Here is a 16,963-nt window from a genome sequence, read left to right as displayed (position 1 = left end):
GGATGTTGCCTGCCGCGAAATGATATCAACTCGACATCGCGGGCGACTCGGGGCTTCAAGCAGGCCCGCGGCTGAGAGACGGTTCGTGCTCCCGCTTGTACAATGGAGCGGCAATATGAGCAGCCGGGACCTTGAATATTACCAGCGGCGCGAACGACAGGAGCGCGAGCGCGCTGCGCGTGCCGAAGATACGACCGCGCGGCGGGTCCATCTGGAGCTGGCGGAGCGCTATTCGACCCTGTTGCAAAGCCCGGCGATCCTGAGCGCGGTACAGGCCTAGAGTCCCTCGACTTCCGTCAGCCCGAAATGGGCCAGCGCGGGCGCAAGCTTCTCGGTACGCGCATTCCTCGCAGTGAATACGATGCGGCCCGGAACCGGCGCTTGCGGCCATTGCTGGTCTGCGGTCAGATAGGCGACACGCCGGGCGATCCCCGGCCCGCCGTCGATGAAACGGATCTTCCCTTCGGTGGCGGACACGAGTTCGTCCTCCAGCAGCGGAAAATGGGTGCAGGCGTTGACGATCACATCGATCGCATCGCCGCGATCCTGCGCCAACAGGCCATCGAGCGCGGCGCGCACCGAAGCCGGCGAAGGTCGCTCTCCGCCCAATGCCGCCTCAGCCATTTCGACCAGGTCGGCAGAGCCGTGGCGAAGCACGGTACAATCGGCCGCGAAGCGCGCGGCGAGATCGTCGACATAAGGCTGGCGCACCGTCGCCTCGGTGCCGAGCACCCCGATGACGCGGGTGCGGCTCATTTCGGCGGCCGGCTTGATCGCGGGAACGGTGCCCACGATCGGCACGTCGAGCGCGGCGCGGACATGCTGGAGCGCGATCGTCGAGGCGGTGTTGCACGCGATCACGATCAGCCGCGGATCGTAACGCTCCGCCAGCCGCCCCAGCAGCGCCGGCACGCGCGCGGCAATCTCCGCCTCGCTGCGGGTGCCATAAGGAAATCCGGCCGAATCGGCGACATAGACCAACGGCGCGCGGGGCAGCAGCTTCGCGGTCGGCGCCAGCACCGAAAGCCCGCCCATGCCGGAATCGAAGAACAGAATGGGGCGGCGATCGGCCATGCAGCGCGAATGGCTCGCCACCCGGCGCGCGTCAACCACGCCGCGGTTGCGCCACGCCGGGCAGCGATTATGTTGACCTTATCAGGGGGAAGCCATTGCCGACCGAAATAATCTGGATGCCTCCCGCTGCCGCGCTCCTGCTCGGCTATCTGCTTGGCTCAACCCCCTTCGGCGTGCTGCTCACCCGCCTGGCTGGCGCCGGTGACCTGCGCCAGATCGGCTCGGGCAATATCGGCGCCACAAACGTCCTGCGCACCGGCCGCAAGGGCCTCGCGGCGGCGACCTTGCTGCTCGATCTCGCCAAGGGCGCGGCGGCGGTTTTGCTCGCCGAACGGCTGTTCCCCGGAACCGGCGTGCTCGCTGGGCTGGGTGCCTTTTTTGGCCATTGCTATCCGATCTGGCTGCGCTTCAAGGGCGGCAAAGGGGTCGCGACCTTGATGGGAATCGTCGTCGCGCTCCACTGGCCTTCCGGCCTCGTCTATGCCGCAATATGGCTCGGACTGCTCGCGGCGCTCCGCATCTCCTCGCTGGCGGGCATCACCGCCGCGATCAGCGCACCGGTCAGCGCCGCCTTCTGGGCGCGCATCGATCTGGTCTTGCTGTTCCTCGCGCTGGCGCTGGTCGTGCTGTGGAAGCATCGCGACAATATCGACCGGCTGCTGAGCGGCACCGAGCCACGCATCGGCAAGAAGCGTGACTGACAGCCGAGAAGCGCGGCTGCGGCTGCTGCGCTCGGCGAATATCGGCCCCATTACCTATCGTCAGCTCATCGCGCGCTTCGGCACCGCCGAGATGGCGCTCGAAGCGCTGCCGATGCTCGCCGCGCGCGGCGGCGGGAGGGCTCCGGTGATCGCCGACCTCGCATGGATCCGACGCGAAGTCGCCGCGGTCGAGAAGCTCGGCGCGCGATACCTGTTCCTCGACGATCCCGGCTATCCGGCACTGCTCGCCGAGCTGGAGAGCGCGCCGCCCGCGCTGATCCTGCGCGGCAGACTCGACCTGCTCGATCGCACCTGCGTCGCCATGGTCGGCGCCCGCAACGCTTCGGCCGCAGCCTGCCGTTTCGCGCGCCAGCTCGCAATCGGGCTGGGCGAGGCGGGTGCGACCATCGTCTCGGGCCTAGCCCGCGGAATCGATACCGCCGCGCATGTCGGGTCGCTCCAGGCCGGAACGGTGGGCGTGATCGCCAGCGGGATCGACATCGTCTTCCCGCCCGAGAATGGGGAACTCCAGGAGCGCGTCGCCCGCGAAGGGCTGCTGATCGCCGAACAGCCGCCGGGCACCGAGCCGCTCGCCCGTTTCTTCCCCTCGCGCAATCGCATCATCGCCGGGCTCGCGCTCGGCACCGTCGTAGTCGAGGCCGCGCCACGCTCGGGCAGCCTGATCACCGCGCGGATCGCCGCCGAGGCCGGGCGCGAGGTCATGGCGGTCCCCGGCTCGCCGCTGGATCCCCGCGCGCAAGGCTGCAATCTGCTGATCCGCGAGGGCGCGACTCTGGTGCAATCGGTGGACGACATCCTCGAGATGCTCCGCCCGATCGATGCGCGCGCGGTCCGCTCGCCCGTACATCCGTTCGGCGGCCCGCCCCCGCTCGACGCCAGCGACGCCGATCGCCGCAGGGTCACGGAACTGCTCGGTCCCGTTCCGGTCGCAGTCGATGAGCTGGTCCGCCAGTCCTGCCTTGCGCCCGCACTCGTGCAGACAGTGCTGCTCGAACTCGAGCTCGCCGGACGCCTCGAACGTCATGCCGGCGGCAGAACGAGTTTGATCGGATAAACCAAAACCATCGCCCTGCCGGTCTGGCGGGTCGGCGGCCGGCGCCTACATCGTCACCACCGATAGTCCTGCTTTCCAGGGAGACTTCACATGGCCGATGCACCCGATCCCGCCAGCAACCAGCCTTCCGGCTATGTGCCTCCCAAGATCTGGACATGGGAGCAGCCCAGCGGCGGCCAGTTCGCCAACATCAACCGGCCGGTCTCGGGTGCGACGCACGACAAAGAGCTGCCGATCGGCAAGCACCCGCTCCAGCTCTATTCGCTCGGCACGCCGAACGGCCAGAAGGTGACGATCCTGCTCGAGGAGCTGCTCGCCGCCGGCCATGCGGGGGCCGAATATGACGCATGGAAGATTGACATCGGCGAAGGCGATCAGTTCGGCAGCGGCTTCGTTGCCATTAATCCCAATTCGAAAATCCCTGCTTTGGTCGATCGCTCGGTCGATCCCGCGCTCAGCGTGTTCGAAAGCGGCGCGATCCTGATCTATCTCGCCGAGAAGTTCGGCGCCTTCCTCCCCACCGATCCGGCGAAGCGCGCCGCGACGTTGAGCTGGCTGATGTGGCAGATGGGTTCGGCGCCGTTCCTCGGCGGCGGCTTCGGCCATTTCTACGTCTATGCGCCGTTCAAGATCGAATATGCGATAAATCGCTATGCGATGGAGGTGAAGCGCCAGTATCACGTGCTCGACACCCATCTGGCCGAGCACCGCTATCTGGCGGGCGACGACTATACGATCGCCGACATGGCGGTCTGGCCCTGGTATGGCGGCGTGGCACGCGGCGACGGCTATACCGGCGCGGCGGAGTTCCTGAACACCGCCGAGTACACGCATTTCAACCGCTGGGCCGAGGAAGTCGCCGCACGCGAACCGGTGCAGCGCGGCCGGCTGGTCAATCGCGGCTCGGGACCCGAGGACCAGCGCGTCCCCGAGCGCCACGACGCGAGCGACATCGACGCGATCCGCACACGGATGAAAGGCTGAGGCGCATTCGTCGCCCGCTTGACGCCGGGCGATGGGTCTCCCCATCCTCGTACGCGTACGCGTAAGGATCACGACACCCCCATGCAGCTTGTCATCGTAGAATCGCCCGCCAAGGCGAAGACCATCGAGAAATATCTCGGCAAGGATTATCGCGTCCTCGCCTCCTACGGCCATGTCCGCGACCTGCCGGCGCGCGACGGATCGGTGAACCCCGATGCGGGGTTCGCGATGGATTGGGAGACCTATGCCGACAAGTCGAAGCAGCTCAAGGCGATCACCGATCTCGCCAAGACCGCCGATCGCCTGATCCTCGCGACCGACCCTGATCGCGAAGGCGAGGCGATCAGCTGGCATGTCCAGGAAGTACTGCGGAACAAGAAGGCGCTTCCCAAGGAAGTCGAGCGCGTCACCTTCAACGCGATCACCAAGCCCGCGATCCTCGAGGCGATGAAGGCGCCGCGTGAGCTCGATACCGACCTGATCGACGCATACCGCGCCCGCCGCGCGCTGGATTATCTCGTCGGCTTCACGCTCTCGCCGGTGCTGTGGCGCAAGCTGCCGGGCGCCAAGTCGGCAGGGCGCGTCCAGTCGGTCGCGCTGCGGCTGATCGTCGAGCGCGAACGCGAGATCGAAGGCTTCCGCCCTCAGGAATATTGGTCGGTTACCGCCGATATGGAGCAGGACGGCACGCCGTTCCTGACTCGCCTCGTCAAGTATAAGGGCGACAAGCTTGATCGCCTGTCGATCGGCGACGAAGGCACCGCGCTCGCTGCGAAGAAGGCCGTCGAGGAAGGTCGTTTCTCGGTCTCCAGCGTGGAGACGAAACCGGCGATGCGCAATCCGCCGCCGCCCTTCACCACTTCGACGCTCCAGCAGGAAGCCGCCCGGAAGCTCGGCTTCTCGGCGAGCCACACCATGCGGATCGCGCAGGGCCTCTACGAGGACGGCGCGATCACCTATATGCGTACCGACGGCGTCCAGATGGACGGCGGCGCGATCCAGGAAGCGCGTAAGGCGATCGCGACGCGCTATGACGGCGGCTACGTTCCCGACAAGCCGCGCCAGTACCAGACCAAGGCCAAGAACGCGCAGGAAGCGCACGAGGCGATCCGCCCGACCGACTTCTCGAAGGACAAGGCGGGTTCCGGCGACCATGGCCGGCTCTATGACCTGATCTGGAAGCGCGCGCTCGCCAGCCAGATGGCGTCGGCACGCATGGAGCGCACCACCATCGATCTCGAGGACGGCACCGGCCAGCATGGCCTGCGCGCTACCGGCCAGGTCGTGCTCTTCCCCGGCTATCTCGCGCTCTACGAGGAAGGCCGCGACGACGAGGGCGACGAGGAGTCGCGCCGCCTGCCGCGCATGTCCGCGGGCGATGCGCCCGCAAAAAAGGCAGTCAATGCCGAGCAGCACTTCACCCAGCCGCCGCCGCGCTTCTCCGAAGCATCTTTGGTCAAGCGCCTCGAGGAACTCGGCATCGGCCGCCCGTCGACCTATGCCTCGATCATCCAGACGCTCAAGGACCGCGCTTACGTAAAAATCGAGAAGAACCGCTTCTTCGCCGAGGAGAGCGGCCGGCTGGTGACGGCGTTCCTCGAACGCTTCTTCGAGAAATATGTCGGCTACGATTTCACAGCCGAACTCGAGGAAGAGCTCGACGACGTCTCCGGCGGCCGCGCCGAATGGCAGGCGGTACTCGAATCCTTCTGGAAGGACTTCAAGCCGCGCACTACCGAAGTCATGGAGCAGAAGCCGAGCGAGGTCACCGCCGCGCTCGATCTGTTCCTCGAGCCCTATCTGTTCCCGACCAGGGCCGACGGCAGCGATCCCCGGCTGTGCCCGAATTGCGGAAACGGCCGGCTCGCGCTGCGCGGCGGCAAGTTCGGCGCGTTCGTGGCGTGCTCGAACTATCCCGAGTGCAAGTTCACGCGCCGCTTCGGCCAACCCGGCGGCGAGGGCAGCGAGGACGCGGGCCCCGAGGTGCTCGGCCAGGACCCCGAGACCGGGCTCAACGTCGAACGCAAGTCGGGTCGTTTCGGGCCGTACATCCAGCTCGGCGAAGGCAAGGAGGCCGCGCGCGCCTCGATCCCGAAGGACGTCGATCTCGACCTCGAATGGGCGCTGAAGCTGCTGAAGCTGCCGCGCACGATCGGCAACCATCCCGAGACCGGCAACCCGATTACCGCGTCGATCGGGCGCTATGGGCCGTATCTCGCGCATGACGGCAAATACGCGCGACTCCAGTCGACCGCCGAAGTGTTCGAGACGGGCATGAACGCCGCAGTGGTCAAGCTCGCCGAAGCCGCGGCCAATGGCGGCCGACCGGCGCGCGGCGCATCGCGCGAGCCGTTGAAAATGCTCGGCAAGCATCCACGCACCGAGGCCGAGATCAAGCTGATGGAAGGGCGCTACGGCGCCTATGTCACCGACGGCGAGACCAATGCGACGCTGCCCAAGTCGATCGACAAGGACCAGCTGACGCTGGAGGAAGCCGCACAGCTAATCGACGCGCGCGCCGCGGCGGGGCCTGCCAAGGGCAAAAGCAAGAAAAAGGTCGCGCCGAAGAAGAAGGCGGCGCCCAAAAAGGCAGCGGCGAAGAAGTAACTTGTGCTCCTGCGAAAGCAGGAGCCCAGGATTACAGGCGGTCCGGCGTGTGGCTCTGGGCTCCTGCTTTCGCAGGAGCACGGGAACTCACATCCATCGAGAGCTTAGGCCGCCCGCATCTCGAGCCCGCGCAACCAGGCGCGTGCGGCCTTCTGCGCCTCGATGATCTCGCGCGCGGTCATGTCTTCGGCGATCTCGGCGCGACATTCCTGCGCGCGCTCGCTGCCCGAGACGGCGGCGATGTTGAACCATTTATGCGCCTCGACGAGATCGACATCGATCCCCTCGGCGCCGCTCGAATAGACGATACCCAGGTCGAAACAGGCCTTGGCGTCGCCGCGCGTTGCGTCACGCAGGCGGCTCTCGACCAGGAAACGTGCGCTCTTGAGACTATTGCCCATTGCTGCCCACCCAATTGCTTATCCCAACGTTTGCAAGGATTGGCAGGTAAGCGGAAAACAAAAGGTTAACGGGGTTAACTGTATTTGTTCGTGCAGAGGCCAGCATTGTATTATCAGAGCCCTGCGCTATCCTCGCCCGGCGAAAAGGATTGCACGCATGGCAGAGGCGGCATTCGAAACGGGCCGGAAGCCGGCCGCGGCACCGCCAGGGGCTGTCGGGCCGGTCGCAACCGATCGCGCCGGCCTCGCCGGAGTGGCCGCCCGGCTCGGTGATCCAGCCTTGCGCAAGGCGAGCATCGAATCGGGGCGTGCCGCACTCGCCACGCGCCCGATCCGCGCCGTTCAGCGAGTAGCGGCGAGCAGCGAGCCGGTGGTCCAGCGCGAAGCCACCGCAGCGGAGAAGCAGAAGCTGCAGACCCGAGTAGGCGCCGCCTACGCCAATTTTGAATTCCGCACGCTCGACGGCGTGGAATATGCCAGCAACGCGGGACAGGAATTCCGCCTCATCCGCTTCAAGAGCGGCGCCAGCCAGTGGCGCAAGATGCCGCGCCAGCATATCGGCGGAAAATCCTTCTACGGCAGGCTCGGCGACGAGCCCGTCACGATGGCGCAGGCCGGCATACTCGCCGCCGACAAGCAGATGTGGCAGAACGCACCCGCGAGCGCGCCCGCCAAGGCGTTCGTCCCGAAGTTCTCGCAGGGCAACCGCGATAACAACAACAAGGTGATGGGCGACTATCTTCTCGACGGCCTCGCCCCGCTGTCGGCCTCGACTTATGCACGGAAGCCCTATTACGAATGGCTGCACATGCAGGGTCATGGTTTGGGCGGTGGCGAGACCGAGGACAACCTCTATGCCGGCAGCCACGCTGCCAATTCGCACATGGCGGCGATAGAGATCGCGGCACAGAAGCTGCCGGTTTCGGTTCGGCCGTTGATCACCCTCACCTGCGAGCCGAGCGTCGACGCCAAATATCATACCGAGGGGGTCTGCACCGCCATCGCCAACGACCTCGGAAAGCCGGCCGACGAAGTCATCCAACTCATGCAGGGGACCAGCAGCCGCATGCTGCAATACTTGTTCTTCAGCATTTCACTGAACGGCACCCAAGTGCTGCGCGAAGGTGTGGATGCGCAGCAAGGCGGCGCGTTCGACGCCCATTGGTTCGAAACGCTCGGCAAAGTCGCTGCCCTCGCCATGGGCGGAAAGCCCAACCCCGTCCCGTTCGTTCCGGCGAGCGGTTCGGCCAGTGGGGCGGCAGCCCCTTCCGGCGCAGCCGCGGCCGCCAAGCCTGGTGCGGCCGGCGGCGGCGATAGCAAGGTGGGCAAGTAGCGAACCGGCGCGTGCGCTTTCCGCGCGCGCGGGACCTCAGGCGGGATCGTTCGGAGCCACCGCCAGATTGTCGATCAGGCGCGTGCCGCCAAGCCTTGCAGCGGCAAGCAGCCGCGCGGGCCGGTCGAGGCGATCGATCGGCGTCAGCGTCTCCGCATCGACGAGCGCGACATAATCGACTTCGAACCCGGCCGCAGTCAATGTCTCGCGCGCCTGCGCCAATGCCGCCTCGGGATCGCTGCCCTTGGCGATCGCGCGTTCGGCGACGCCCAGTGCCCGCGGCAGCGCCACGGCGCGTGCGCGCTCCTCGGGGATCAGATACGCATTGCGCGACGACAGCGCGAGACCGTCATCCTCGCGCTGGGTCGGCACACCCTGGATCTCGATGTCGAGATCGAGATCGCGCACCAGCCGGCGGATCACCGCGAGCTGCTGCCAGTCCTTCTCGCCGAACAGGGCGACGTCGGGGTGCACCTGGTTGAACAATTTGGTCACCACCGTCGCCACGCCATCGAAATGGCCCGGACGATGCGCGCCGTCGAGCACGTCGCTGACGCCGCCGACCGAGATGTTGGTCGCGAAGCCCTCGGGGTACATCACTTCGACCGGCGGCATCCACAGCAGATCGACGCCCGCGGCCGCCAGCATCCGCGAATCCGCCAGTTCTTTCCGGGGATATTTGGCGAGATCCTCGCTCGGTCCGAACTGCTTCGGATTGACGAAGATCGACACGACGACGCGCCCGCCCGCCCGCTTGGCAGCCTCGACCAGCGCCATATGCCCGTCATGCAGCGCGCCCATGGTCGGCACCAGCGCGACGCGATCGCCCGCGGCGCGCCATGTGGCGATCGCCTCCCGCAGGAGATCGAGCTGACGGACGGTTTGCACGCTTGGACACTTTCGATAAGACAGGAGCGCGGCCTTCTATGGGGCTGGGGCGGCTGGATCAATAAAGGAAGTTGTGGGCTTGACCGACGGAGCTAAGCGCTTGCACGTGCTCGTTTTTGCCAATGAGAAGGGCGGCACCGGCAAGTCGACGACTGCGGTTCACGCCGCGATCGCGCTGTCCGCCAAAGGCGCTCGGGTCGCGTGCTTCGACCTCGACCACCGTCAGCGCACGATGGGCCGTTATCTCGATAACCGCCTCGCAACGGTGAAGCGCACCGGCCGCGATCTGCCCACGCCGGTCTATGAAACGCATGACGGCGAGAGCATGGATTATTTCGGAGAGACGCTCGAGCGGCTCGGCGCCGATGCCGATTTTCTCGTGATCGACACCCCCGGCCGCGACGACAAGTTCGCGCGGATCGCCGTCACCAATGCCGACACGCTGGTCACGCCGATGAACGACAGTTTCGTCGACTTCGACCTGATCGGCCATGTCGATCCCGATACCTACAAGGTGACGCGGCCCAGCTTCTATTCCGAACTAATCTGGGAATCGCGCAAACGCCGCGCCAAGGCCGATGGCGAGACGATCGACTGGGTCGTCCTGCGCAATCGCATGCAGCATATCGAGGCGCGCAACATGCGCCGCGTCTCCGAGGCGATCGATCAGCTTTCGAAGCGAGTCGGCTTCCGCGTGATCTCGGGTTTGTCGGAACGCGTGATCTATCGTGAGCTGTTTCCCCAGGGCCTGACGATGCTCGACAGCCGCGAGTTCGGCGAAATGGGATTGAGCCACGTCGCCGCGCGTCAGGAACTGCGCGAGATGATGGCCGGCCTCGCGCTCCCCGAAGTCGCAATGCCGCTGTTCGCCTGATGACCAAGGCCCTCCTCGCCGCCCTGATCATCGCGGCGATCTATTATCTGTTCCTCAAACCGCGACCCAAGCCCCGCGCACCCAGAATGCCGCAGGACGAAGCGCGCGCGATCCTCGGCGTGAGCGCCAATGCCGACGAAGAAGCGATCCGCAGCGCGCATCGCCGGCTGGTGAGCGCCGTGCATCCCGACAAAGGGGGTTCGGCGGAATTGACGCGGCGCATCAACGCCGCGCGTGATACACTGCTTCGCCGTAGCGCATAGCTGACACAGACCGCCGCTTCGGTCTTGTTGCGCTGCCGCAATTGAACTTTCGCGGCGCTCGCGGTTTACGCCGGCAACACCCTTTCCCGGAGGCATCATGACGCACCGTTTCGACCCCACTTCGCTGCGCGAATACGACATTCGCGGGATCGTGGGGGAAGCGCTTGGCCCTGACGACGCGCGCGCGATCGGGCGCGGCTTCGCGACCCTGCTCCGCCGCGCCGGCGGACATCGCGTGGCGGTGGGCCGCGACGGCCGCGTTTCCTCGCCCGAGCTCGAGGCGGCGCTGGTCGAAGGGTTGACCGCATCGGGCTGCGACGTGGTGCGTATCGGCTTGGGGCCCACGCCGATGCTATATTATGCCGAGGCCACGCTGGAGGTGGATGGCGGCATCCAGATAACCGGCAGCCATAATCCCGGCAATTACAACGGCTTCAAGATGGTGTTCCAGCATCTGCCGTTCTTCGGCGAGGATATCCAGAAACTCGGCCGGATGGCCGCCGAGGGCGATTGGGAATCGGTCGAGCCCGGCGACGAAGGCAGCGTCAGCGACTATGACATCCTCGACGATTATGTCGGGCGTCTGATGGCTGGCTATGCCGGCGGCGCCTATCGCGTCGGATGGGATACGGGCAATGGCGCCGCCGGTCCGGTGATCGAGAAGCTGGTCAAGCTGTTGCCGGGTGAGCACCATACGCTGTTCACTGAAGTGGACGGTCATTTCCCCAACCATCATCCCGATCCTACCGACGAGAAGAACCTCGCGGACCTGAAGCGGCTTGTCGCGGAGAAGAACCTCGATTTCGGACTGGCCTTCGACGGCGACGGCGACCGACTGGGCGCGATCGACGGGCAGGGCCGTGTCGTCTGGGGCGATCAGCTTCTATCCATTCTGGCCGAACCTGTGCTGCGCGAGGTCCCCGGCGCGACGATCATCGCCGACGTCAAGGCGAGTCAGGCACTGTACGACCGCGTCGCCGAACTGGGCGGCGTGCCGCTGATGTGGAAGACCGGCCACAGCCTGATCAAGACCAAGATGAAGGAGACCGGCGCGCCGCTCGCGGGCGAGATGAGCGGCCACATCTTCTTCGCGCACAATTATTACGGCTTCGACGATGCGCAATATGCCGCCGTGCGGCTGATCCAGGCGGTGCACGTGATCGGCAAATCGCTGATCCAGCTCAAGGACGAAATGCCGGCGATGATCAACACGCCGGAGATGCGCTTCCAGGTTTCGGACACGCGCAAATTCGCAGTGATCGACGAGGTTCTCGACCGGCTCGAAGCCGAAGGCGCCGACGTCAACCGCACCGACGGCGCGCGGGTGAATACGCCCGATGGCTGGTGGCTGCTCCGCGCCTCGAACACGCAGGACGTGCTCGTCGCGCGCGCCGAGGCCAAGAGCCAGGAGGGGCTCGACCGGCTGATGGCGATGATCGACGCCCAGCTCGCGGCGAGCGGCCTCGAGCGCGGTCCGCAAGCCGCCCACTAAATGCGTCGAACCGTTCGGGCGGGTGGAACCCTTGATCTGGATCAAGGGTTTATCCGTCTGAGTGGGATCGGGTTGTGACTGAGAAAAACATCAACGACATCGCTGAAATCGAGGACGCGCAGGCTGCGCTGCGCGAAAGCATCGAGGCGACCAAGGAGTTGTCCGAGCGCGCCGAATATCTGCTGCAGAGATGCAAGGCGCGGGCGGGGCGGGAAGCTCCGACGTCAGACGATCCCTCTCGAATCCGGCATTGACCGCGTAGCCGCAAGTTTCGGCTGGCATTTCGCACACTTCCGCCCCACCTAGGCGCGCATGGCCTCACCCGCCCCTTCCATCATTCGCGTCATCGATCTCGAAACCACCGGTCAGGCACCGCCCGCGCATGGCGTGTGCGAGATCGGCTGGCAGGATGTCGCGCTCCAACGCGACGGCCGCTGGGAGATAGAGGGTGAAGGCGGCAGCCGCATGGTCAATCCGGGTCGGCAGATCCCGCCGCTGACCATGGCGGTCCACCATATCCGGGACGAGGACGTCGCCGACGCGCCGTGGTGGCATGACGTCGCGCGGCCGGTGCTCGATCCGTGGCCGCGGCGCGTGGCGCTCGCCGCGCATCGCGCCGATTTCGAGCAGCAATTCTGCACCGCGTCGCTGACCCGCGGGAACGACTGGATCTGCACCTGGAAGTGCGCGATGCGGCTCTGGCCGAGCTCGCCGGGCTTCTCGAACCAGATGCTGCGTTACTGGCGCAAGCCCAAGGGGCTGGTGCACGAGCGCGGCCTGCCCGCGCACCGTGCGTTTCCCGATGCCTATGTGACTGCGTTCCATCTGCGCGACATGCTCAACGAAGCCAGTGTCGAGCAGCTGATCCAGTGGTCGAAGGAGCCGGGGCTGCTGCCGCGGGTCCGCTACGGCCCCGACCGCGGCAAGGAATGGAGCGAGATCGACGACGAATCGCTCGCGGTGTTCCTCAATGACCGCGACGTCGACGTGCGCCACACCGCGCAGCAGGAGCATATCCGCCGCACCGGCGGGGGCGCAGTCGGCCGCAATTCCGCCAATCAGGACCTGCTGCTCTAGCGCCGCCCGGCGATCAGCGCGCGGACGCCTTCGAGCACCCAGCCGTAAACCAGGTGCGATGCCGCGCCATAAGCGTGCTCGGCGAGCGGTATATCCTCCGGTGCGGATGCCAACCCTGCCGCCGGCACCGCTGCCTCATCGAGCAACGCCGCCGTCGCGATGCCGTAGGCGCCGCCGAAGCCGGAGCGCGCTTCGGGCCGGTATTCGGTGAGCACGCCGTAGATGCCGCCGATCACCGCCCCGGCGACATAATGGACCATCTGCCCGGCCGGCTCGCGATACGGCTCGGGGACAGGATCGCCGATCACCGCTTCGCTCGCCGCGTCCGCTGCTTTGACGGTCGCCGGATCGTCCTCGTCCGGATCGGGCAGCAGCTTCTGCGCCTGCGCCTGGAACACCGCCATCGCCGCCGACGCGACCAGACCCGCGGCGACGCCGGCGAGCAATCCGACAAAGGGTCGCGGACGCGCCATCAATAGGCGACCCGCGTGACGGTGAGCTTGTGCTTGGCCAGCTGCGCCTGGACGCTCTCGGCGCCGGCGAGATGCCCCGCGCCCACCGCGACGAAGACGGTGCCCGGCTTCTGCAGGCGCTGTTCGATCCAATCGGCCCAGCGCGCATTGCGATCGGCGAGCAGCACCTTGGCGAGCTCGGGCGTGTCGGCCAGCTCCTCGTTCATCGTCTTGCCCAGCGTCTCGGGATCGCCGGCCGACCAGCTCGCGATCATCTTGTCGAGCTCGGTCGCCATCCGGGGATAATCCTCGACGGTCGAGACGAGGAACTTGACCTGGAGCGGTTCGGGCAAATTATCGAAATAACCGAGCTGCTGCTCCGCGGTCTCGAGCCCGATCACCTGCTTGTTGGCGGCCTTGGCGGCAGTGGTGAGCGTGCGCTCGGCGCCGCTCTCCGGATCGTAGCCGAGCTTGGGGAGACCGGCGATGCTCAGCGTCACTGCGGCGAACCATGGATCGAAACGATCGAGCGCCGCGGCGGGCACGCCGACGTCGGTCATCGCCTTGGCATAGGCTTCGCGCTTGTCGGCAGGGAGCTTCTCGGTGAGCGTCGGCCCTTCGGGGTTGAGCGCAGTCTTCATGATCAGGCCCTGCATCGTCGCAGCGTCGGGCTCGACCATCTCGAGCACCAGCTCGTCGCTCTTGTCGAACGCCGCCTTCACACCTTCATCGAACCAGCCGAGGCCGGGCTTGAGGACGTGGACCGTGCCGAACAGATAGATGGTGGTGTCGGCGTCCTTGACCACCCACAAAGCGGGATCGGCGTCCTTGACCGCCTGCGCCTGGACCGCCGGGGCGAAGAGCAATGCGAGCGCGGCGAGGATCTGCTTCAACATCTGGTTCATACTCCGGCGGGGGACTTTCGATTATTCAACTGCTCGGCAAATCCTTGAGCGGCGTGCCCGAATCGGCCAGCCGCGCCGGATCGATCGCCGCAGCCTCGAGGACTAGCTTGCGTCCCTGAACATAATCCTTCGTCGCGTTGACGCAGTCTAGCGCGATGACGCGGCCCGCGCGCAGATAGATCACCGAGAAGCTCCGCGTCGCCGGACCGCCGCGCATTACGGTGGAATCATATCCCGCGGAGATGCCGACGGTCTGGAGCTTGAGGTCGTACTGGTTCGACCAGAACCACGGGACGGCGTCATAAATCGCCTCGATCCCGAGGATCGTCTTCGCGGCGACGGTCGCCTGATCATTGGCGTTCTGGACCGATTCGAGCCGGATCAGGCGATCCCCGGCGAAACTGTTGGCGTGGAGTGCGCAATCGCCGACTGCGAACACATCCGGCAGCGACGTGCGGCATTGATCATCGACCGCGACTCCGTTTCCACCGTTCGCGCCTGCATCGAGCAAAGGTGCGACCGCGGGCTCGATGCCAATGCCCACGATCGCCATTTCGGCGGGAACGGTTTCGCCGTCGACCAGCCGAACACCGGTGACGCGGTCTTCGCCGAGAATGGCATCGACCGTGACGCCGAGGCGCAATTCGACGCCATGCGCGCGGTGCTCGTCCTCGAAGAAGCGCGAAAGGGGCTCGCCGGCGACGCGGGCGAGGACGCGGTCCTGCGCTTCGAGCACAGTGACTTGCCGCCCGAGCTTGGCGAGCACCGCCGCGGCCTCCAGCCCGATATAGCCGCCGCCGATCACCGCGACGCGGCGCACATCCGGAAGCTCGGCGATCATCCGGTCGACATCGGCGCGGGTGCGGACGGTATGGACACCGACAAGGTCGCCACCCGCGCAGGCGAGCCGGCGCGGCTTGCCGCCGGCAGCCCAGATCAGGCTGCCATAGCCAATCGTCTCGCCATCGGCGGTGGTGACGCTATGGCCTACCGGATCGACTCGCGTAACCGAGCGGCCGGCGAGCATCGTCACCTCGCGCTCTTGCCAGAAGGCCGCGTTGCGGATCAGCAGCCGATCGAACGATTTGTCGCCGGCGAGATATTCCTTGGAGAGCGGCGGGCGCTCATAGGGAAGCTCGGCCTCGTCGCCGAGCAGGCCGATCGACCCCGAGAACTTGTTCTGGCGCAGCGCGATCGCGGCCTGCGCGCCGGCATGGCCTGCGCCGACGATCAGGACATCATAGCGGCTCATGCGCGCAGCCGTTCGGCATGCCAGGCGACATGATCGGCCAGGAAGCTGGAGACGAAATAATAGCTGTGATCGTAGCCCGGCTGGATCCGCAGCGTGAGCGGAATGCCCGCCGCGTCGCACGCGGCACGGAGCAGTTCGGGGCGGAGCTGCTCGTGGAGAAACTGGTCGGCATCGCCGACATCGACGAGCAGCTCAGGCACGCGCGCGCCGTCGAGGATCAGCGCGCAGGCATCGTACGGGCGCCAGCCGTCGCGATCCTCTCCGAGATAGCCGCTAAGCGCCTTCTCGCCCCAGGGCACGACGCTGGGCGCGACGATCGGCGCGAAGGCGGAGACGCTGCGGAAGCGATCGGGGTTGCGGAGCGCGACGGTGAGCGCGCCATGGCCGCCCATCGAATGGCCGGTGATGCCTTGGGCGCCCATGTCGGCGGGGAATTCGGCGGCGATCAGCGCGGGCAGTTCCTGCTCGACATAGGCACGCATGTGGAAATGCGAGGCCCAGGGCGCCTGAGTCGCGTCGACATAGAAGCCCGCGCCCTGACCGAAATCATAAGCGGGATCATCGGCCACGCCCTCACCGCGCGGGCTCGTGTCCGGGGCGACGAAGATCACGCCCTGCTCGGCACAGGCGCGGCGATACGCGCCCTTGTCGGTGACGTTGGCGTGGGTGCAGGTGAGCCCGGAGAGATACCAGAGCACGGGCAGCTTCGCGCCCGCTTCGTGCGACGGGACATAGACCGAGAAGGTCATGTCGGTGCCGGTGGCCAGCGAGGCGTGGCGATACACGCCCTGCATGCCGCCGTGCGATTTGCTGGTGGAGACGATCTCCATCAGATCGCCACGGCGCGCGTTGCGGTCGCGGAGTCGCCGGTATTGTCGGTGCCGGCGGGCTCGATCACGATCATCCGGACCTCGCCGTGGCGGGCGACCGGGCGATGCTCGACGCCGCGGGGCACCACGAACAACTCGCCGGGGTTGAGCGTCACCGTCCGGTCGCGCAACTCGATATCGAGGACGCCGTCGAGGACGAGGAAGAAATCGTCGGTCTCGTCATGCTTGTGCCAGACGAACTCGCCCGCGACCTTCACGATGCGGATGTCGTTGTCGTTATAGGTAGCGACGATCCGCGGCGCCCAGTGTTCGGTGAAGCTGGCGAATTTCTCCGCCAGGTTGACGGCGCCGCTCATGCAGGCACGCGCCACATTGCACAGAGCTTGTTGCCATCGGGGTCGCGCAAATAAGCGAGGTACATCGATCCCAGCGAGCCTCCTTCGCGCACGCCCGGCGGATCCTCGATAGCGGTGCCGCCATGCGCGAGACCCGCCGCATGGAATGCCGCAGCCTGCTCGGGTGAGCTGCACTTGAAGCCGATCGTCGCGCCATTGGCGCAGGTGGCGGGCTCGCCATCGATCGGCTCGCTGATGCCGAAGCGGCCGCCGTCATGCCGGTAGAACAGCCGGACCTGGCCGGTCGCGTTCACATGGCGGAACGGCTCACCGGCACCGAGCGTGCCGAGCACGGCGTCGTAAAAGGCCTTGGATCGGGCGATATCGTTGCTGCCGACCATGATATGGCTGAACATGTGC

20 protein-coding genes are annotated in these 16,963 nt (G+C 66.3%); 11 read left to right on the top strand and 9 right to left on the bottom strand.

From position 1 onward, the window contains the following. The first annotated feature begins 115 nt into the window (after positions 1–115). The gene (locus tag ASE13_RS19600; protein WP_156404675.1) at positions 116–280 is read left to right on the top strand and encodes a hypothetical protein; all 165 of its coding nucleotides are present in this window, start codon (positions 116–118) and stop codon (positions 278–280) included. On the opposite strand, the gene murI is transcribed toward ASE13_RS19600, so the two are convergent. Continuing rightward, the gene (murI, locus tag ASE13_RS01125; RefSeq protein WP_056610346.1) at positions 277–1,074 is read right to left on the bottom strand and encodes a glutamate racemase; all 798 of its coding nucleotides are present in this window, start codon (positions 1,072–1,074) and stop codon (positions 277–279) included. The genes ASE13_RS19600 and murI overlap by 4 nt on opposite strands. A 116-nt stretch (positions 1,075–1,190) precedes the next feature. On the opposite strand from murI, the gene plsY reads away from it, so the two are divergent. From plsY to topA, 4 genes are all read left to right on the top strand, one after another. After that, positions 1,191–1,775, top strand: a complete 585-nt coding sequence (gene plsY, locus ASE13_RS01120) for a glycerol-3-phosphate 1-O-acyltransferase PlsY (RefSeq protein ID WP_056610344.1) — start codon at positions 1,191–1,193, stop codon at positions 1,773–1,775. Beyond that, positions 1,768–2,850 carry a DNA-processing protein DprA gene (gene dprA / locus ASE13_RS01115; protein WP_056610342.1) on the top strand — a complete coding sequence of 361 codons (1,083 nt, stop codon included), beginning with the start codon at positions 1,768–1,770 and terminating at the stop codon, positions 2,848–2,850. Before plsY ends, dprA begins: the two co-directional genes overlap by 8 nt. A 90-nt stretch (positions 2,851–2,940) precedes the next feature. Then, positions 2,941–3,834: a glutathione-dependent disulfide-bond oxidoreductase gene (gene yghU / locus ASE13_RS01110; protein ID WP_056610340.1), complete on the top strand. Its 894-nt coding sequence runs from the start codon at positions 2,941–2,943 to the stop codon at positions 3,832–3,834. 81 nt (positions 3,835–3,915) lie between these two features. After that, complete coding sequence (gene topA, locus ASE13_RS01105) at positions 3,916–6,441, top strand: type I DNA topoisomerase (RefSeq protein ID WP_056610339.1); 2,526 nt, start codon at positions 3,916–3,918, stop codon at positions 6,439–6,441. A 104-nt stretch (positions 6,442–6,545) separates the two neighbouring features. Here topA and ASE13_RS01100 read toward each other — a convergent pair whose 3' ends face one another. Next, positions 6,546–6,842 carry a sel1 repeat family protein gene (locus ASE13_RS01100; protein WP_056610337.1) on the bottom strand — a complete coding sequence of 99 codons (297 nt, stop codon included), beginning with the start codon at positions 6,840–6,842 and terminating at the stop codon, positions 6,546–6,548. 157 nt (positions 6,843–6,999) lie between these two features. Between ASE13_RS01100 and ASE13_RS01095 the strand changes: the two genes are divergently transcribed. Continuing rightward, complete coding sequence (locus tag ASE13_RS01095; protein WP_056610335.1) at positions 7,000–8,175, top strand: hypothetical protein; 1,176 nt, start codon at positions 7,000–7,002, stop codon at positions 8,173–8,175. Between the two features lie 36 nt (positions 8,176–8,211). Here the strand turns inward: ASE13_RS01095 and panC are convergent, their stop codons facing one another. Further along, positions 8,212–9,063 carry a pantoate--beta-alanine ligase gene (gene panC, locus ASE13_RS01090; protein WP_056610333.1) on the bottom strand — a complete coding sequence of 284 codons (852 nt, stop codon included), beginning with the start codon at positions 9,061–9,063 and terminating at the stop codon, positions 8,212–8,214. A gap of 100 nt (positions 9,064–9,163) precedes the next feature. Between panC and ASE13_RS01085 the strand changes: the two genes are divergently transcribed. From ASE13_RS01085 to ASE13_RS01065, 5 genes are all read left to right on the top strand, one after another. Further along, positions 9,164–9,937 (top strand): division plane positioning ATPase MipZ, encoded by a 774-nt coding sequence (locus tag ASE13_RS01085; protein WP_056610331.1) that lies wholly within the window; start codon positions 9,164–9,166, stop codon positions 9,935–9,937. Then, positions 9,937–10,200, top strand: a complete 264-nt coding sequence (locus ASE13_RS01080) for a DnaJ domain-containing protein (protein ID WP_056610329.1) — start codon at positions 9,937–9,939, stop codon at positions 10,198–10,200. Before ASE13_RS01085 ends, ASE13_RS01080 begins: the two co-directional genes overlap by 1 nt. Positions 10,201–10,297: 97 nt before the next feature. Further along, positions 10,298–11,692: a phosphoglucomutase/phosphomannomutase PgmG gene (gene pgmG, locus ASE13_RS01075; RefSeq protein WP_056610327.1), complete on the top strand. Its 1,395-nt coding sequence runs from the start codon at positions 10,298–10,300 to the stop codon at positions 11,690–11,692. 74 nt (positions 11,693–11,766) lie between these two features. Beyond that, positions 11,767–11,946, top strand: a complete 180-nt coding sequence (locus tag ASE13_RS01070; protein WP_056610325.1) for a hypothetical protein — start codon at positions 11,767–11,769, stop codon at positions 11,944–11,946. A 58-nt stretch (positions 11,947–12,004) separates the two neighbouring features. Continuing rightward, positions 12,005–12,769 carry an exonuclease domain-containing protein gene (locus ASE13_RS01065; protein ID WP_056610323.1) on the top strand — a complete coding sequence of 255 codons (765 nt, stop codon included), beginning with the start codon at positions 12,005–12,007 and terminating at the stop codon, positions 12,767–12,769. Here the strand turns inward: ASE13_RS01065 and ASE13_RS01060 are convergent. Genes ASE13_RS01060 through ASE13_RS01035 form a run of 6 tightly spaced genes read right to left on the bottom strand, consistent with a single transcriptional unit; the run spans position 12,766 to position 16,959 of the window. After that, a complete protein-coding gene (locus ASE13_RS01060; protein WP_056610322.1) occupies positions 12,766–13,242 on the bottom strand; it encodes a DUF1440 domain-containing protein in 477 nt (158 codons plus the stop codon). The two genes, ASE13_RS01065 and ASE13_RS01060, sit on opposite strands and share 4 nt — an antisense overlap. Continuing rightward, positions 13,242–14,117 carry a TraB/GumN family protein gene (locus ASE13_RS01055; protein WP_235536797.1) on the bottom strand — a complete coding sequence of 292 codons (876 nt, stop codon included), beginning with the start codon at positions 14,115–14,117 and terminating at the stop codon, positions 13,242–13,244. Before ASE13_RS01055 ends, ASE13_RS01060 begins: the two co-directional genes overlap by 1 nt. 34 nt (positions 14,118–14,151) lie before the next feature. Then, complete coding sequence (locus ASE13_RS01050; protein ID WP_056610318.1) at positions 14,152–15,378, bottom strand: NAD(P)/FAD-dependent oxidoreductase; 1,227 nt, start codon at positions 15,376–15,378, stop codon at positions 14,152–14,154. Continuing rightward, positions 15,375–16,208: an S-formylglutathione hydrolase gene (gene fghA / locus ASE13_RS01045; RefSeq protein WP_056610316.1), complete on the bottom strand. Its 834-nt coding sequence runs from the start codon at positions 16,206–16,208 to the stop codon at positions 15,375–15,377. Before fghA ends, ASE13_RS01050 begins: the two co-directional genes overlap by 4 nt. After that, positions 16,208–16,564, bottom strand: coding sequence for a cupin domain-containing protein (locus ASE13_RS01040; RefSeq protein ID WP_056614480.1), 357 nt, complete (start codon positions 16,562–16,564; stop codon positions 16,208–16,210). Before ASE13_RS01040 ends, fghA begins: the two co-directional genes overlap by 1 nt. Further along, complete coding sequence (locus ASE13_RS01035) at positions 16,561–16,959, bottom strand: VOC family protein (protein WP_056610313.1); 399 nt, start codon at positions 16,957–16,959, stop codon at positions 16,561–16,563. Before ASE13_RS01035 ends, ASE13_RS01040 begins: the two co-directional genes overlap by 4 nt. Positions 16,960–16,963 lie beyond the last annotated feature (4 nt).

The organism is Sphingomonas sp. Root241, from assembly GCF_001428865.1.
Lineage (GTDB): Bacteria > Pseudomonadota > Alphaproteobacteria > Sphingomonadales > Sphingomonadaceae > Sphingomonas.
The sequence above is the reverse complement of the archived record's forward strand: the minus strand, read 5'-3'. Positions and strand labels throughout refer to the sequence as shown.

Coding starts and splice junctions, on each gene's coding strand:
- ASE13_RS01060 (WP_056610322.1), bottom strand. CDS start 13,242: ATGGCGCGTCCGCGACCCTTTGTCGGATTGCTCGCCGGCGTCGCCGCG.
- topA (WP_056610339.1), top strand. CDS start 3,916: ATGCAGCTTGTCATCGTAGAATCGCCCGCCAAGGCGAAGACCATCGAG.
- ASE13_RS01035 (WP_056610313.1), bottom strand. CDS start 16,959: ATGTTCAGCCATATCATGGTCGGCAGCAACGATATCGCCCGATCCAAG.
- murI (WP_056610346.1), bottom strand. CDS start 1,074: ATGGCCGATCGCCGCCCCATTCTGTTCTTCGATTCCGGCATGGGCGGG.
- ASE13_RS01100 (WP_056610337.1), bottom strand. CDS start 6,842: ATGGGCAATAGTCTCAAGAGCGCACGTTTCCTGGTCGAGAGCCGCCTG.
- ASE13_RS01065 (WP_056610323.1), top strand. CDS start 12,005: ATGGCCTCACCCGCCCCTTCCATCATTCGCGTCATCGATCTCGAAACC.
- fghA (WP_056610316.1), bottom strand. CDS start 16,208: ATGGAGATCGTCTCCACCAGCAAATCGCACGGCGGCATGCAGGGCGTG.
- ASE13_RS01055 (WP_235536797.1), bottom strand. CDS start 14,117: ATGTTGAAGCAGATCCTCGCCGCGCTCGCATTGCTCTTCGCCCCGGCG.
- yghU (WP_056610340.1), top strand. CDS start 2,941: ATGGCCGATGCACCCGATCCCGCCAGCAACCAGCCTTCCGGCTATGTG.
- ASE13_RS01095 (WP_056610335.1), top strand. CDS start 7,000: ATGGCAGAGGCGGCATTCGAAACGGGCCGGAAGCCGGCCGCGGCACCG.
- pgmG (WP_056610327.1), top strand. CDS start 10,298: ATGACGCACCGTTTCGACCCCACTTCGCTGCGCGAATACGACATTCGC.
- ASE13_RS01080 (WP_056610329.1), top strand. CDS start 9,937: ATGACCAAGGCCCTCCTCGCCGCCCTGATCATCGCGGCGATCTATTAT.
- ASE13_RS01050 (WP_056610318.1), bottom strand. CDS start 15,378: ATGAGCCGCTATGATGTCCTGATCGTCGGCGCAGGCCATGCCGGCGCG.
- ASE13_RS01040 (WP_056614480.1), bottom strand. CDS start 16,564: ATGAGCGGCGCCGTCAACCTGGCGGAGAAATTCGCCAGCTTCACCGAA.
- ASE13_RS19600 (WP_156404675.1), top strand. CDS start 116: ATGAGCAGCCGGGACCTTGAATATTACCAGCGGCGCGAACGACAGGAG.
- plsY (WP_056610344.1), top strand. CDS start 1,191: ATGCCTCCCGCTGCCGCGCTCCTGCTCGGCTATCTGCTTGGCTCAACC.